Source organism: Agrobacterium sp. 16-2014-1-2a (genome assembly GCF_053522705.1).
Map to the genome: position 1 here is coordinate 118,759 of NZ_JBNWBX010000001.1, position 15,726 is coordinate 134,484.

Annotated in this window: 12 protein-coding genes and 1 tRNA gene; 6 read left to right on the forward strand and 7 right to left on the reverse strand. The window is 58.5% G+C overall.

The genetic code is table 11. From position 1 onward, the window contains the following. Window positions 1-51: 51 nt before the first annotated feature. The 5 genes from ACQZ45_RS00640 to ACQZ45_RS00660 all read right to left on the reverse strand — a co-directional run bounded on the left by ACQZ45_RS00640 (window position 52) and on the right by ACQZ45_RS00660 (window position 6,882). On the reverse strand, window positions 52-3,870 hold the full coding sequence (locus ACQZ45_RS00640; RefSeq protein WP_448742113.1) for a vitamin B12-dependent ribonucleotide reductase: 3,819 nt from the start codon (window positions 3,868-3,870) through the stop codon (window positions 52-54). A 382-nt stretch (window positions 3,871-4,252) separates the two neighbouring features. After that, window positions 4,253-4,525 (reverse strand): hypothetical protein, encoded by a 273-nt coding sequence (locus ACQZ45_RS00645; RefSeq protein WP_162632910.1) that lies wholly within the window; start codon window positions 4,523-4,525, stop codon window positions 4,253-4,255. Window positions 4,526-4,547: 22 nt separating this feature from the next. Then, window positions 4,548-5,045, reverse strand: coding sequence for a xanthine phosphoribosyltransferase (gene gpt, locus ACQZ45_RS00650; protein WP_003515641.1), 498 nt, complete (start codon window positions 5,043-5,045; stop codon window positions 4,548-4,550). A gap of 113 nt (window positions 5,046-5,158) precedes the next feature. Beyond that, window positions 5,159-6,004, reverse strand: a complete 846-nt coding sequence (locus ACQZ45_RS00655) for a universal stress protein (protein WP_003515639.1) — start codon at window positions 6,002-6,004, stop codon at window positions 5,159-5,161. Between the two features lie 86 nt (window positions 6,005-6,090). After that, window positions 6,091-6,882 (reverse strand): competence/damage-inducible protein A, encoded by a 792-nt coding sequence (locus ACQZ45_RS00660; RefSeq protein ID WP_013636292.1) that lies wholly within the window; start codon window positions 6,880-6,882, stop codon window positions 6,091-6,093. A 278-nt stretch (window positions 6,883-7,160) separates the two neighbouring features. Here ACQZ45_RS00660 and wrbA point away from each other — a divergent pair, with 278 nt between their 5' ends. Beyond that, window positions 7,161-7,760, forward strand: coding sequence for an NAD(P)H:quinone oxidoreductase type IV (gene wrbA / locus ACQZ45_RS00665; RefSeq protein ID WP_019566148.1), 600 nt, complete (start codon window positions 7,161-7,163; stop codon window positions 7,758-7,760). A gap of 509 nt (window positions 7,761-8,269) precedes the next feature. Here wrbA and ACQZ45_RS00670 read toward each other — a convergent pair. Together ACQZ45_RS00670 and ACQZ45_RS00675 are read right to left on the reverse strand one after the other, a co-directional pair. Beyond that, a complete protein-coding gene (locus ACQZ45_RS00670; protein WP_003515635.1) occupies window positions 8,270-8,515 on the reverse strand; it encodes a DUF982 domain-containing protein in 246 nt (81 codons plus the stop codon). A gap of 83 nt (window positions 8,516-8,598) precedes the next feature. Next, window positions 8,599-8,880 (reverse strand): hypothetical protein, encoded by a 282-nt coding sequence (locus ACQZ45_RS00675; RefSeq protein WP_003515633.1) that lies wholly within the window; start codon window positions 8,878-8,880, stop codon window positions 8,599-8,601. A 698-nt stretch (window positions 8,881-9,578) separates the two neighbouring features. Between ACQZ45_RS00675 and ACQZ45_RS00680 the strand changes: the two genes are divergently transcribed. From ACQZ45_RS00680 to ACQZ45_RS00700, 5 genes are all read left to right on the forward strand, one after another. After that, window positions 9,579-9,731 carry a DUF3309 family protein gene (locus tag ACQZ45_RS00680; RefSeq protein WP_003515628.1) on the forward strand — a complete coding sequence of 51 codons (153 nt, stop codon included), beginning with the start codon at window positions 9,579-9,581 and terminating at the stop codon, window positions 9,729-9,731. Between the two features lie 240 nt (window positions 9,732-9,971). Then, window positions 9,972-10,045: transfer RNA gene (locus ACQZ45_RS00685), tRNA-Cys, on the forward strand. A 245-nt stretch (window positions 10,046-10,290) separates the two neighbouring features. Next, window positions 10,291-10,962 (forward strand): protein-L-isoaspartate O-methyltransferase family protein, encoded by a 672-nt coding sequence (locus tag ACQZ45_RS00690; protein WP_003515626.1) that lies wholly within the window; start codon window positions 10,291-10,293, stop codon window positions 10,960-10,962. A gap of 355 nt (window positions 10,963-11,317) precedes the next feature. Further along, window positions 11,318-12,277 carry a cell division protein PopZ gene (gene popZ / locus ACQZ45_RS00695; RefSeq protein ID WP_065687296.1) on the forward strand — a complete coding sequence of 320 codons (960 nt, stop codon included), beginning with the start codon at window positions 11,318-11,320 and terminating at the stop codon, window positions 12,275-12,277. 194 nt (window positions 12,278-12,471) lie between these two features. Further along, window positions 12,472-15,315, forward strand: coding sequence for a valine--tRNA ligase (locus ACQZ45_RS00700; RefSeq protein WP_003515623.1), 2,844 nt, complete (start codon window positions 12,472-12,474; stop codon window positions 15,313-15,315). Window positions 15,316-15,726 lie beyond the last annotated feature (411 nt).

Here is a 15,726-nt window from a genome sequence, read left to right on the forward strand (position 1 = left end):
GTTGGCCAGTCCTTAGTTGGTTCTTCGTATCAAACTAACAGAAGAGATATCTTACGAGCAACCGCTCGTCGCACCGCAAGTATCGCACTTCTCGCAAGTGCCATTCCGCACCATCGTGAAGTTCTGGCATTCCGAGCACATGTTGCCGGTATAGCCTTGCGCGATCGAGCGCATGCGGCGTTCGTTTTCCTTCTTCTTGGCTTCCGCCTTGGCCGATGCCGCGTCGGCGGCGGCCTTGTCGGAGAAGAGGGCGGTGGCGGTCTGCTTGGCTTCCTGGACCACGTCGTCGATTACCTCTTCGGCAATCTCTTCCGCCAGTTCCTTGGCGCGTTCTTCATAATCACGCTTGAAGGAGACGATTTCCGAGGTGGAGATCGCGACTGTCGGTTCCAGCTTACGGGCGGCTGAGCCTGCAAAGGAAGTGACGTTGGCCGAGGCACGGGCGGGGGCTGCCGTTGCCGAGCCCTTGGGTTCGGAAGCAGCACGTTCGCCTTCGTTGTTGGAAACCAGCGTCGGCTTGTAACCGCGTGTCCAGCCGGTGGAGAGCAGATTGGTCTTGCCTTCCTGGATACCCTTGCCAAGTGCGGTATTGGAGAAGTCAGAGGTATCGACATGGGCGAGGTCGTGGCGGCCGAGATAGGAGACGGCGAGTTCGCGGAACACGTAGTCGAGGATCGACGTGGCGTTCTTGATCGCGTCGTTGCCCTGCACCATGCCGGCCGGCTCGAACTTGGTGAAGGTGAAGGCCTCCACATATTCTTCCAGCGGCACGCCATATTGCAGGCCAAGCGAAATGGCGATGGCGAAGTTATTCATCATCGCACGGAAGGCAGCGCCTTCCTTGTGCATGTCGATGAAGATTTCGCCGATGCGGCCGTCACCGAATTCGCCGGTGCGCAGATAGACCTTGTGACCGCCGACCGTTGCCTTCTGGGTGTAACCCTGACGGCGGTTCGGCAGCTTTTCACGCTCGCGCGATACCCGCTCGATGACGCGCTCGACGATCTTTTCGGTGATCGTCACGGCCTGCTGGGCGAGCGGCTGCTGGATCAGTTCTTCAACGAAGTCTTCGTCGTCCTCATCTTCCACCAGCGAAGCGTTGAGCGGCTGGGAAAGCTTGGAGCCATCGCGGTAAAGGGCGTTGGCCTTGAGCGCCAGCTTCCAGGACAGCATGTAGGCTGCGCCGCAATCTTCCACGGTTGCATCATTCGGCATGTTGATCGTCTTGGAGATCGCACCCGAAATGAACGGCTGTGCTGCCGCCATCATGCGGATATGCGATTCGACCGAGAGATAACGCTTGCCGATCTTGCCGCAGGGGTTGGCGCAATCGAATACGGCCAAGTGCTCGTTCTTGAGGAACGGTGCGCCTTCGAGTGTCATCGCACCGCAGACGTGCACATTGGCCGCTTCGATGTCCTTTTTGCTGAAGCCGAGGTGCTCCAGCAGGTTGAAGCTCATGTCGGACAACTGCTCATCGGAAACCTTGAGCGTGCCCTTGAGGAAATCGGCGCCCAGCGTCCACTGGTTGAAGACGAACTTGATGTCGAAGGCGCTTTTCAGCGCGCCGTTCACGGCTTCGATCTTCTCATCGGTGAAGCCCTTGGCCTTCAGCGACGAGGGATTGATGGCAGGTGCCTGGTTGAGATTGCCGTGGCCAACGGCATAGGCTTCGATTTCGGCGATCTGGCTTTCCGAATAACCGAGCGAACGCAGGGATTCCGGCACGGCGCGGTTGATGATCTTGAAGTAGCCGCCGCCGGCAAGCTTCTTGAATTTCACCAGCGCGAAGTCCGGCTCGATGCCGGTCGTGTCGCAATCCATCACGAGACCGATCGTACCTGTCGGCGCGATAACGGTGGTCTGGGCGTTGCGGTAGCCGTGCTTTTCGCCAAGCTCCAGCGCCTTGTCCCAGGCGGCGGTAACGTGGGCGACAAGGTCCTGATCCGTGCAATCGGAATGGATGAGGGCAACCGGGTTCACCGACAGGCCTTCATAACCGTAGGAAAGGCCATGGGCGGCGCGGCGGTGGTTGCGGATGACGCGCAGCATGTTGTCGCGGTTCGGCGCAAAGCCCGGGAAGGGGCCAAGCTCGCCAGCCATTTCAGCCGAGGTGGCATAGGAAACGCCGGTCATGATGGCGGTCAGCGCACCGGCGATGGCGCGGCCTTCGTCGCTGTCATAGGGAATGCCCGAGGACATCAGCAGGCCGCCGATATTGGCATAACCGAGGCCGAGCGTGCGGTATTCATAGGAGCGTTCGGCAATCTGGCGCGAGGGGAACTGCGCCATCATGACCGAGACTTCGAGAACGACGGTCCACAGGCGAACCGCATGTTCGTAATCGGCGATGTCGATGCGCTTCGTTGCCTGATCCTTGAACTGAAGCAGGTTCAGCGAAGCAAGGTTGCAGGCCGTGTCGTCGAGGAACATATATTCCGAGCACGGGTTGGAAGCGCGGATGGGGCCTTCGGCCGGCGAGGTGTGCCAGTCGTTCATGGTGGTGTTGAAGTGCAGGCCGGGGTCGGCCGATGCCCAGGCGGCGTGGGAGATCTTTTCCCATAGGTCGCGGGCCTTCAGCGTCTTCATGACCTTGCCGTCCTTGCGGGCGGTCAGGTTCCAGTCACCGTCGTTTTCAACAGCGCGCAGGAAGTCATCCTTCAGCGATACGGAGTTGTTGGAATTCTGGCCTGAAACCGTGAGGTAGGCTTCGGAATCCCAATCCGTGTCGTAGGTCTTGAACTGGATGTCCTTGTAACCCTGCTGCGCGAACTGGATGACGCGCTTGACGTAGTTTTCCGGCACCATGTCCTTCTTGGCAGCGCGGATTTCGCGCTTCAGGGCAGGGTTCTTGGCCGGGTCGAAGCAATCGCCGTTATCTGCCTCGCAATTGACGCAGGCCTTCATGATTGCCTTGAGGTGCTTGGCAACGATCTTGGAACCGGTGACGAGAGCGGCAACCTTCTGCTCCTCGTTCACCTTCCAGTCGATATAGGCTTCAATATCGGGATGGTCGGCATCAACGACGACCATCTTGGCCGCACGGCGGGTGGTGCCGCCGGACTTGATTGCGCCGGCTGCCCGGTCGCCGATCTTGAGGAAGCTCATCAGGCCGGAGGACTTGCCGCCGCCGGAAAGCTTTTCGCCTTCGCCGCGCAGGTAGGAGAAGTTGGAGCCGGTGCCGGAACCGTATTTGAACAGGCGCGCTTCACGCACCCACAGGTCCATGATGCCGCCTTCGTTGACCAGATCGTCTTCGACAGACTGGATGAAGCAGGCATGCGGCTGCGGATGTTCGTAAGAGGACTTGGACTTGGTCAGCTTGCCGGTGAAGGGGTCGACGTAGAAGTGGCCCTGGCCCGGGCCGTCGATGCCATAGGCCCAGTGCAGGCCGGTGTTGAACCACTGCGGGCTGTTGGGGGCTACACGCTGGGTCGCCAGCATATAGGCAAGCTCGTCGCGGAAGGCGAGTGCGTCTTCCTCGGTGGAGAAATATTTGCCCTTCCAGCCCCAGTAGGTCCAGGTGCCGGCCAGGCGGTCGAAAACCTGACGCGCATCGGTTTCGGAGCCATAACGCTCACCCTCGGGGAGGTCCTTCATGGCCTTCTCATCGGCAACCGAACGCCACAGGAAGGAAGGAACATCGTTTTCCTCAACCTTCTTAAGCACCTTCGGCACGCCGGCCTTGCGGAAGTATTTCTGCGCCAGAACGTCGGTCGCGACCTGGCTGAACTGCGCGGGAACGTCGATATCCGCCAGACGGAACACGATGGAACCGTCCGGGTTCTTGATTTCACTGACGGCCTTGCGGAATTCGATTTCCGCATAAGACGATTGGCCGGGCTTCGTGAAGCGGCGTTCGATGCGCATGGTTTCGTGTCCTCGTCCATTGGGCGCCCGGCAAAGGGCGCAAAAATTCGTTCCAGCCGTGCGAACTATGCGCGCAGCCGGTTTTTGCCGATCTGTAAGGGATGTTCATCCTTGGATGTGATCCCTGTATCTCGTGGCTTATTCGGCTGCAAGAGTCATGTGAGTACTAAATATAGTATCAACAGCTTCCTGCCGCCAGTCCCCGCGTCATGTTTTTGGCGGTATCCGCAAGGCACGCAAAATCCACCGGCGAACCGCCCCCTGATGGTCGGGACGCCCCTTCTGGACTTGCGAACTGAGATTGAAAGGAACCGGCCTCGTTACTTTCCGGTCCGTTGCCGCCGCAACATAACTGTCACTTTCCTCCTGCGGCATAGATTCGTCAAGCCATAGATTGAAACCGTTTTTTAACCACAAGATATTGTGTGCAGTGCCTGTGGAAAACGGGGATAGCAAAAGCGTTCAAAAAAATCAGTGACTTGGCGCGAGACTTTGAAGCTTGCGCGAGGCTGGTTTCCGCAGCGGAAAGCGAAAACCCCGCATTTCCGGGGTGCGGCATAAAGGCGACACTGCGGTTTTTCCGTGTTTTTTTGCCGTTACCAAAAAAGCATTTCCACACAAAAAAACCGCCCCGAAGGGACGGCTTTTCAGGCATGGTTTTGGGTTGCGACAGGCGATCAGCCGCGCGATCCCTTGGCGATCGGTTCCTGATAGGTGAAGCCCATGTCCCAGGGGAAATAAATCCAGGTGTCCTGGCTGACCTCGGTGACGAAGGTGTCAATGGTCGGCACGCCCTTCGGCTTGGCGTAAACGCAGGCAAAATGCGCCTTCGGCAACATTTCGCGCACTTCCAGTGCGGTCTTGCCGGTGTCGGTCAGATCGTCAACGACGAGCACGCCTTCGCCGCCGTCGGACATCAGCTCCGGCGCCACGCCCTTCAGGAGAACCGTGTCGCCCTGGTTGACGTAATCGTGGCGGGTGGCGATGCAGACCGTATCGATCAGGCGGATGTTCAGCTCGCGGGAAATGATCGCTGCCGGCACGAGACCGCCGCGGGTGATACAGACGATCGCCCGGAACTCCCGGCCAAGGCCGGCAAGACGCCACGCAAGCGCGCGGGCGTCGCGGTGAAACTGATCCCAGGTTACGGGAAAGGCTTTATCGGGAAGGGACATGTCGTCTACCATCTGGTCAAAATTGTCGATGGCTTTGGCTAATAGCCGCAAGACCTGCAAAAAGGCAAGCATTGCGCGCAGGCTCTTGCGGCTTCATCCACGGCTACCGGTGTTTAACGCGACAAAAGCGTCATCGCCGTCATGGAATCGAGCAGCGTGCGCGTCACGCCGCCGAACAGCAACTCCCACCAGCGGGAATGGCCGTAGGCGCCCATGACCAGAAGGTCGATGCTGTGGTCTGACAGCCGGTTTTCGATAGCCGCCTGCGGCGAAATGCCGGCGATTTTTTCCTGCGAGGTTACCGTGACGTTGACGCCGTGGCGGGCGAGTGTTGCGGCCAGTTCGGTTCCGGCAAGTCCAGACGATTGCGTTTCGCTCTCGGCCTGATCGACGGAGAAGATCTCGACGCTCTCGGCTGCAATCAGGAAGGGCAGGGCATCGAAGGTGGCGCGTGTTGCCTCGCGGGAGCCGTTCCAGGCGATCAGTACACGCTTGACCGGTTTGGCAACCGTCAGCACATGCGGAACGAGAAGAACAGGGCGGCCGCTTTCATGGAGAAAGCCGTCTATATCCGAGCGGCTGTCGGAGAGTGCGGAGGAGTTGCTCTGGCGGGCGACGATGAGATCGGCGCAGCGCGCGCTATCGATTGCCGATGACGAGGCGTACCCCACCGAGGTTACAAAGCTGCGCCACTCATGCGAGATGCCATTGGCAGACAGCGTGTGTTCGAAGAGGTTTCCAACATCCGTGGTTTCCTTGTGCGCCACGTCCTGAAGCACCTGAACGGTAGCGGGGTCGGGAATTTCCATCGGCGCGACGAGCGGAACGGCGGCCAGCGTTTCCATGTGCAGGCCAATCACATGCGAGGAAAACTGGTTGGCAAGACTTACCACGAAATCGCCGAGCTTTTGCGTGTTCTCCACATTGTCGATCACTGCCAGTATCGTTTTGTAACCCATTTTTTAGCTCCTCGGTGACGCGTCGTTTTTGGTAGAGTGGCTACCTCTGCCGGGTGCCACCTTGATTTTGGTCAATCCGCTTCGTCTCAGGCGGTTGCATCGCCCTTGCTGGCCGACAGTGTTTTTTCCTGACCAATGGTTTCGATCATCGTCGCCACTGCATCCGCCGCCGCTTTCAGGACGGTGGCATCACGGGCGCGCACGACGATCTCCGTCGAAAAGCGTTGTCCGTCATATTTCGGGTAGGAGCCGATGCTGGTTTCCGGGTGCGCTTTCTGGATTGCGGTCAGCGGCGTGCCGATGTCACCTTCGCCATAGGGAGAGCGCACCGACTGCGACATGACTTTCGCGCCGGTGCGCAGCGTTGGCATGACATTGTCCAGCATGGCCTGAAACACCTGCGGAACGCCGGCCATGACGTGGACGTTGCCGATGACGAAGCCGGGGGCGACCGAGACGGGATTGGCGATGTGGCTTGCCCCCCTTGGCATGCGGGCCATGCGCTTGCGCGCTTCGGTGAATTCCATTTCGCGCACACGGTACATATCACCCAATATCCGCAAAGCCTCGGCATCGTGCTCGCAGGGCAGGCCGAAAGCCACGGATACCGCATCAGCGGTGATGTCGTCATGGGTCGGGCCGATGCCGCCGGAGGTGAAGACATAATCGTAGCGGGCGCGCAGCGCATTCAGCGCTTCGACGATTGCGTGCTCCTCGTCGGCGACGATGCGCACTTCCTTCAAGTCTATTCCGGACATGGTGAGCACATCCGCGAGGTGCCCGATATTCTTGTCCTTGGTGCGTCCCGACAGCAATTCGTCGCCGATGGCGAGCATGGCGGCGGTCACGACAGATGGGGTGGGTGAGGGATTGGACATGGGGGGTACTCGTCAGCTGTTTTGTCCGACGTTAGTCCGCCGCCCGGTGAATGCAAAGCGGTTTTGAAAAAATGTCTATCTATGAAAGGTTGACGTTCCGGCGTTTCGTTCACTGATTGCGAACAGTGCGTATGCGGATGCACCGCTGGTGTGGGACCGGCCTCTGGGCTACCTTTGCATCACATGCTTGTAACGGGTCACCACTAATGATCATCGCGTTCTTAAAAAGGCTTCTGGCTGGTACGCCTGAGACGATTAACCCTAAGGATACAAAGAAAATGACAAAAGTTCTGGTGCTTTATTATTCATCTTACGGCCATATCGAGACGATGGCATATGCCGTTGCCGAAGGTGTGAAGTCTGCCGGCGCGGAAGTTGTCGTCAAGCGCGTTCCGGAACTGGTTCCTGAGGAAGTCGCCAAATCCTCACACTTCAAGCTCGATCAGGCTGCCCCCATCGCGACTGTTGACGAACTGGCAGAATACGATGCCATCATCGTCGGCGCCGGCACCCGCTTCGGCACGGTTGCCTCACAGATGCGCAATTTCTGGGACCAGACCGGCGGTCTGTGGTTCGGCGGCAAGCTTGTCGGCAAGGTCGGCTCGGCCTTCACGTCGTCGGCCACGCAGCACGGCGGTCAGGAATCGACCATCCTTGGTTTCCTCCCCACCTTCCTGCACCACGGCATGGCCGTTGTCGGTCTGCCCTATGCTTTCCAGGGCCAGATGGGCGTCGATGAAATCAAGGGCGGCTCGCCTTATGGCGCCTCCACCATCACCGATGGCGACGGCTCGCGTCAGCCTTCCGCTATCGAACTGGAAGCCGCACGCTACCAAGGCGCACATGTCGCCAAGCTGGCCGCCAAGCTTTCTGCTTGAGCCTGCATTGCTGGAAAAAGAAATGCGGCCCGAAAGGCCGCATTTTCTTACCCCGGCATCTAACGTCGCCGGTACCGCAGGGAATGATTTTTAAGGCGGGTCAGATCGGCAGGTTGACCATGAAAAGGCAGCTTGCAATCACGACGCCGAGCATGGAAATTTCGAGAAAACCATTCAATCCGTCACGCATTTCAATCCTCCTTGTTGATCGAAGAGAGAACGGAAAAGATTTATCGCGGTTCCATAACAGCAGAATGAAATTTAGGAAATTTTAATGCCCTGCCGCTCCGCCATAATACGGAGTGGACATCGGTGCTTCAGCCGGTAACGACGAAGGCGACCACGAGGTGGCCGAGAAGGCCGATGGCGAGGCAGGAGAGGAGAAATATGAACAGGGCTTTTTTCATGTTTCCAGAAGCTTCCATCTGATTTAACCCTTTAAACCTGTTGTCCTGACTTGTTTAGCCTCAGGACGCCATTTTAATTCTCGACCATGGGTCTTGATGCCGTCAGGCCTTGATGTCGAGGCCAGCCTCGATTGCGGCGGCGATGAAGGCCTTGCGCGCATCCTCCGGCTTTTTCCTGCCGGCATCGACGGCGGCGCAGACCAGCAACGCCGCGTCCAACGCATCGCCGTCCTCTATCGGCCAATCCTCGATCATGGCCCAGGATGCCGCCTGCGTGGTCTCGATGCTCGTATAGTCGCCCGGCGTTTCGAACGCGATCAGGACGGGTTTTTGCCAGCGCGTGTTCATCGCTCATCCGTGTTGGTTATCGTGCCCGGCTCTAAACCAAGCGGGCAGAATGCGCAATTGGTTTCGGTTGGCTTGCGGTGCGGTCAGTCGTCGCGTCCGAACAGCCAATCGCGAATGATGCGGCGGTCTATGAGTTCGAGCGAGCGATCTGGCGCAATGCGATAGGTTTCCACCGCCCTCGTGCTGCCGTCGATGCGGAACTCGTGGCTGAAGGTACTGCCGATCGGCGATTTCGTCAGCTTGGTGCGCGGCTGGCCCTTATAGGTGATGCTGCCGGGGATCGGTTCGACATAAGCGGCCGGGCCTGAGGTCGTGCAGCCCGCAAGCGTAAGCGCGATTGCGGCCAATGATACGAGCGTTTTCATCCTGTCCTCCGAAGTGCATCTGCGAAAACGATATGGAGGCGCAACGGTTCCCCGCGAGTGATAAAGGGCAGAGCTATTCGCACCTGCTACTTGCGTCTCGGATTTTGAGTGTCGCGCGCGACCCAGCGGAAGAAAGCGTAGACGAGCAGGCCGAAGATGAAAAGCGGGATGAGGTTCGCAAAACCGGACATATGATTCTCATTTCTCCCTCCCGATCCGGGGTCTAACCGGAGAGAAAGAGGCAAGGCAAGCGTGGCGTACAGCGCCGCAGGTAAAATGTCCGTGTGCTTGTTTGGGGAACGGTTTGCGTGCGGCGGGAAGATCGCCGGAGAAGAAGGAAACAGGTGAGACCTGGCGCACTGCCAGTGATACCAGGTCTCCCAGTCCCCCGCCAGTTTCAGGGAACGGGTGACTTGATTTAGTATGACGAACGGTACGCGATATACATAGACCGAGAAATTACCTCGAATAAATCGCTACCATGGTCGATCACCCCGGGGCCGGAGCGTGGTGCGTCGCCAATCGCAGCCGCCGTGCGCGCGCACGACCCGCCGCGTTGTCCGCAAATGCCGTTTAACCCTTTGAATCGGCTGGAGATGCATTCTCGGCCCACGCCATAAGCGGATGGAGGAAACGGAACTTTTTGCGTGTTTGATCATTAAATACCGCGCATACCTATTATTCATGGAGGGCTAAACATGATCGGCACCATTCTCGTTATCCTCATCATTCTTTTCTTGATCGGTGCTTTGCCAAGCTGGGGTTACCACAATTACGGTTATGGTCCCTCGGGTGGCCTCGGACTGGTTCTGGTCATCGTCCTCGTTCTTGTTCTGCTGGGTCGCATCTGATCGATCCGCATTGAAGATGCAGCGACTGCCCGCACCCGCGCAAAGCCCCGGCTGCGGGCATTGTTTCTTCTGGAATATGAGTGAGATACAAAAAATGTCGGAATCCGAAGGGCTTAGGACGTGGTCGATTGCCCTTTGTCCATCGGATCGGAAAAAACAGCACATTCGGAACGAACCCTCTTGCGCGCATAATGGATTCGTTCTAAATGCCCGCCATCGCTCGAATTCATGAGCGTGTGAGGCCTCGTGGCGGAGTGGTGACGCAGAGGACTGCAAATCCTTGTACCCCGGTTCAATTCCGGGCGAGGCCTCCAAAAATTTCACCGAATAGAACCTGTTTTTTTGAACCTTTGGCTAACCTTGCGGTCATCGGCTGCCCTTGCTGTTCTAAAAAATCCCGGCCATTTCGCTTTTTCCAGCACTTAGGGCTCACCGCGCTTGAAAGCGCAGGCTTGGGCAATTATGAGATTGTTTAAAGGCGAGGGGAGACCCGTGCCGTTTTGAGCTTTTGGGGCCGAGGCTTCCCGACCGGCATCCGCGAAATTGAGGCGATAACGATATGATGGATTTCGAAACCGCACGCGCCAACATGGTCGACAGCCAGTTGCGCACGACCGACGTGACGTCGCATTCGGTGCTGAAGGCGTTTTTGAGCGTGCCGCGCGAAGCTTTCGTGCCAGCGGGTGTGCGGCAGATTGCCTATGTGGACGAGGATCTGCAGATCTGTCCCGCCCGGGATGGTCGCCCGGCCCGTTACGTCATGAAGGCCTCGCCGCTGGCGAAGCTTTTGCAGCTTGCGGCGGTGACCAAGGAAGACGTGGTGCTGGAAGTCGGCGGCGGCGCGGGTTATACCGCGGCCATCCTGTCCCAGCTCGCCGGTTCGGTGGTTTCGCTCGAATGCGACGAAACGCTGGCGGCTGAGGCGACTGAGACGCTGGCCTCGCTCGGATATGACAATGTTGCTGTTGTCACCGGCGATCTCGAAAAGGGTTATGCGGGCGAAGCACCCTATGACCTGATTTTCATCAACGGCTCTGTCGAGGAAGTGCCGGCGGCACTGACCGACCAGCTGCGCGATGGCGGACGTCTGGTCGTCGTTGTCGGATACGGTAACGCTGCCAAGGCAACCGTTTACCGTCGCGATGGCAACAGCACCTCGGCTGCAACCTCTTTCAACGCGTCGATCAAGCCTCTGCCCGGTTTTGCCAAGGCGGCCGAATTCGTTTTCTGATCTTTAAAAGCGATCATTGTTTTGGACGCCGGGGTGGACTTTCCGCCCCGGCGTTTATTTTTGCGGGTGCCGCACCGGCAGACCCGCTTCGCCCACCCAATTGCCCAAAAAAACCATTCTCACAAAGCTGTGCATCACGGCGAAACTTGTCGAATCAGTGATTTAGTTCCTGACTATGCTGCCCTAGACTAAGGGTGATTCGGGGTGTGCGTATTTCTACCCCTTTTCAGGCCATCGGCCCGAAAACCGGAAGCGATTTTCGACAGGAACGGTGTGCAGATTTAAAATGTTGGAGCGTCCTTTTGGCGTCCGTATGGACGCAAGGCGGTCTAGAGAGTGGAAACCGGGGATTGATATGGCTCAGCCAAGCGTAGCGCGTGAACCGTCCATGGAAGAGATCTTGGCGTCCATACGCCGGATCATCGAAAGCAACGAGACCGGGCCTACCGGCGCGTTTTCCGGGCAGTTGCCGCCTGTCTATGACGACGAAGACGATGGCGCAGGCGAAGCGTCCTTCGTGACGGAGGCCATCAGCCCGCCGGCGCGCGTTCCCCCCGCCGCAAACCAGGCATTTGGCGCAAGGCCGGTGCAGGATTTTTCCGCGGCCTCCGAAAAGCAGACGCCAGAACAGCAGGAAATCTCGGCCGAGAAAAGCATGTCGCTTGCCGATGTCGCCGCCCGCGTTCGCGCTGCCGCCGACCGCAACGCTGCCATGGGGCCGCAGGCATTTGCCGCCCAGGCGCAGCGTGAGCCCGCGCAGGCGGCCCCGGCCGCTCATTCCTCCAGCGTACCGCAGCCTTCGGCTGCGCAACAGGTTGAACGCCCTGCGCCGCAGCGCCCGACGGATGTGCGGCCGCTGCTGGCGGCCGCTGCCGCGAGCACCAGTGAACAGCCGGCAGCTTTTGCCGCCGAGGATCGTGCTGCTGCTGCCGCTGTCGAGAGCGCAGCTTTCGAGAACCGCTTCGACCAGCTGACGCTGCGTGGCGCCATCGAAACGCCTGTAGCCCAGGATCATTTCGAGATTTCGGTGCAGGAACCTGCTGTCGAGATGCCGTCATTCGATCTGGCCGAATCCAAGGAAGAGGGCGGTTTGTCGCTCAACCTCATTTCCGAGGCTGCCGGTGCGCAGATCGCCCGTTCCTTCAGCGAACTTGCGGAAATTTTCGATGGCGTCGAACGACGCTCGATCGAGGATATGGCCGCCGAAATGCTGCGTCCGATGCTGCAGGACTGGCTGGAAGACAATCTGCCGACCCTGGTGGAGCGTCTCGTGCGTGAGGAAATCGAACGTGTGGCGCGGGGCTCGCGCCGCTAGGCTCTGTTCGTCCGCGTCTTGTAACATGCGCAAGATAATGAAACAGAGGCCGCTCCGGCACCGGGGCGGCTTTTTTGTTGAAGATGAAGGCGCTATGGGGTCATAGTCGCTGACGGGTCGGTTTCTGTTGACTCTCGACCATCCATCCTTATTTAAAAAAATCCACACAAGAACTCTAAAATTCAGGTCAGGAAATGCTCGAAAAGACCTACGATTCCGCATCCGTCGAACCGAAAATCGCCAAAGCCTGGGACGAGGCGAACGCTTTTCGTGCCGGCGCCAACGCCAAACCGGGCGCGGAAACCTTCACAATCGTCATCCCGCCGCCGAATGTCACCGGCTCCCTGCATATGGGCCATGCGCTCAACAACACGCTTCAGGACATATTGGTCCGCTTCGAGCGCATGCGCGGCAAGGACGTGTTGTGGCAGCCGGGCATGGACCATGCGGGCATCGCCACGCAGATGGTCGTCGAGCGCAAGCTGATGGAACAGCAGCTTCCGGGCCGCCGCGAAATGGGCCGTGAGGCCTTCGTGGACAAGGTCTGGGAATGGAAAGCCGAATCCGGCGGCTTGATCTTCAACCAGCTGAAGCGTCTCGGCGCGTCCTGCGACTGGTCGCGTGAGCGCTTCACCATGGATGAGGGTCTGTCCGAGGCCGTTCTCGAGGTGTTCGTCACCCTTTACAAGCAGAACCTGATCTACAAGGACAAGCGCCTCGTCAACTGGGACCCGAAGCTGCAGACCGCGATTTCCGACATGGAAGTCGAACAGCTGGAAGTGAAGGGCAACCTTTGGCACTTCCGTTATCCGCTGGAAAAGGGTGTGACCTATCAGCACCCGATCGCATTTGACGAGGAAGGCAAGCCTACCGAGTTCGAAACGCGCGATTACATCGTTGTTGCTACCACGCGGCCAGAAACCATGCTCGGCGATACCGGTGTTGCGGTGAACCCGGAAGACGAGCGCTACAAGGGCATCATTGGCAAGCATGTCATCCTGCCGATCGTTGGCCGCAAGATCCCGATCGTTGCGGATGACTATGCCGATCCGACGGCCGGAACTGGCGCCGTGAAGATCACGCCTGCGCACGACTTCAACGATTTCGAGGTCGGCAAGCGTTGCGGTCTGCGCGCCATCAACGTCATGAATATCGATGGGACGATCTCCATCAAGGAGAACGAGGATTTCCTCGAGGGCCTCAATCATCCGGCGGCGCTGCACGGCGCATGGGATCGTCTGGAAGGACAGGATCGTTTCTTCGCCCGCAAGGTCATCGTCGAAATCTTCGAGGAAGCCGGCCTCCTCGACAAGATCGAGCCGCACAAGCACGTCGTGCCGCATGGCGACCGTGGCGGCGTGCCGATCGAGCCGCGCCTCACCGACCAGTGGTGGGTTGACAACAAGACGCTGGCTCAGCCGGCCATTGCCTCGGTTCGCGAAGGCCGCACCAATTTCGTGCCTAAGAACTGGGAAAACACTTATTTTCAGTGGATGGAGAACATCCAGCCCTGGTGTATCTCGCGGCAATTGTGGTGGGGACACCAGATTCCGGCATGGTACGGCCCTGACGGGCAGGTCTTCGTTGAAAAGACCGAGGAAGAGGCGCTTCAGGCCGCTATCCAGCATTATATTGCCCATGAAGGTCCGTGGAAGGCCTGGGTCGAGGAGAAGCTTGAAAACTTCAAGCCGGGTGAGATCCTGACCCGTGACGAAGACGTTCTCGATACTTGGTTCTCATCGGCGCTGTGGCCGTTCTCGACGCTCGGCTGGCCGGAAAAGACGCCGGAACTGGCGCGCTATTATCCGACCAACGTGCTTGTCACCGGTTTCGACATCATCCCGTTCTGGGTCGTCCGCATGATGCAGATGGGTCTGCATTTCATGAAGGACGATGCCGGCAATCCGGTCGAGCCGTTCAGCACCGTCTACATCCACGCGCTGGTTCGCGACAAGAACGGCCAGAAGATGTCCAAGTCCAAGGGCAACGTCATCGATCCCCTGGAACTGATCGACGAATACGGTGCGGATGCGCTACGCTTCACGCTCGCCATCATGGCGGCGCAGGGTCGTGACGTGAAACTCGATCCGGCACGTATCGCCGGTTATCGCAACTTCGGCACGAAGCTCTGGAACGCCACGCGTTTTGCCGAAATGAACGGCGTAAAGCGCGATCCGCATTTCCTGGCCGAAACCGCATCGCTGACGATCAACCGTTGGATCCTGACCGAGCTTGCCAACACCGCGCGCGATGTGACGGCGGCTCTTGAGAACTTCCGGTTCAACGATGCATCCGGTATCCTCTACCGTTTCGTCTGGAACCAGTTCTGCGACTGGTACCTGGAACTGCTCAAGCCCGTGTTCGGTGGCGAGGATGAGGCGGCAAAGGCGGAATCGCAGGCCTGCGCGGCCTATGTTCTGGATGAGATCTACAAGCTCCTGCATCCCTTCATGCCTTTCATGACGGAAGAGCTGTGGGCGCATACGGCGGGCGAGGGCGAGGAGCGGGCTGATCTTCTCTGCCTTACCGACTGGCCGACTCCGGAATTCCGCGACGATGCCGCGGCTGCGGAAATCAACTGGCTGATCGATCTGGTTTCGGGCATCCGCTCGACGCGTGCCGAGATGAACGTGCCGCCGGGCGCCACCGCATCGCTGGTGGTGGTCGGTGCCAATACCTCGACAGAAGCGCGGCTGGACCGCCATGCCGCCGCTATCCGGCGCCTGGCGCGTGCCGATGAAATCCGTGGTGCCGATGTGGCGCCAAAAGGTTCCGCGCAGATCATCATCGGTGAGGCCACCGTCTGCCTGCCGCTCGGCAACCTCGTCGATCTCGCGGCCGAAAAGGCCCGTCTCGAAAAGGCGATCGGCAAGGTGGATGCGGAAATGGAACGCATAGACAAGAAGCTGTCGAACGAAAAATTCGTGGCCAATGCCGATCCGGAGGTTGTGGCCGCCGAGCGCGACCGCAAGGCGGAGCTGGAAGTTCAGCTGACAAGTCTTCGAACCGCCCTGCAGCGGGTCAGCGAAGCAGGATAAGGTTCCTGTTGCGTGTAAAATCAAAACGCCCCGTGAAAACGGGGCGTTTTGCGTTCTGTCAGGGCCGGCTCAATTCATTGCTGCGTTGCAATGGCGAATCATGCACTGCGTGACAGCGCGATTATTTCTGCCGCGAGGCGCACAAAACCGCGCAGGAAGACGAAAAAGATCAATAAAAACGGCCTGATAAGCGATTTTCTTCGGAAACGTCCAACTGTGGTTATTTGGCGACATTTCCGGTGCGGATTGGGAGTTTGTTTCGTTTTGTGTCGTTTTTTCTAATTGGATTAGAATAATAGCCTAAAATGATTATGTAAGATGCCAAACATCAAAAACTTACGTAAAAAAATGGCCATCCGGTGGCAACCGCGCCGCGCCACGGCAGATTGTCATTTGCCGCAAAGCATTTCA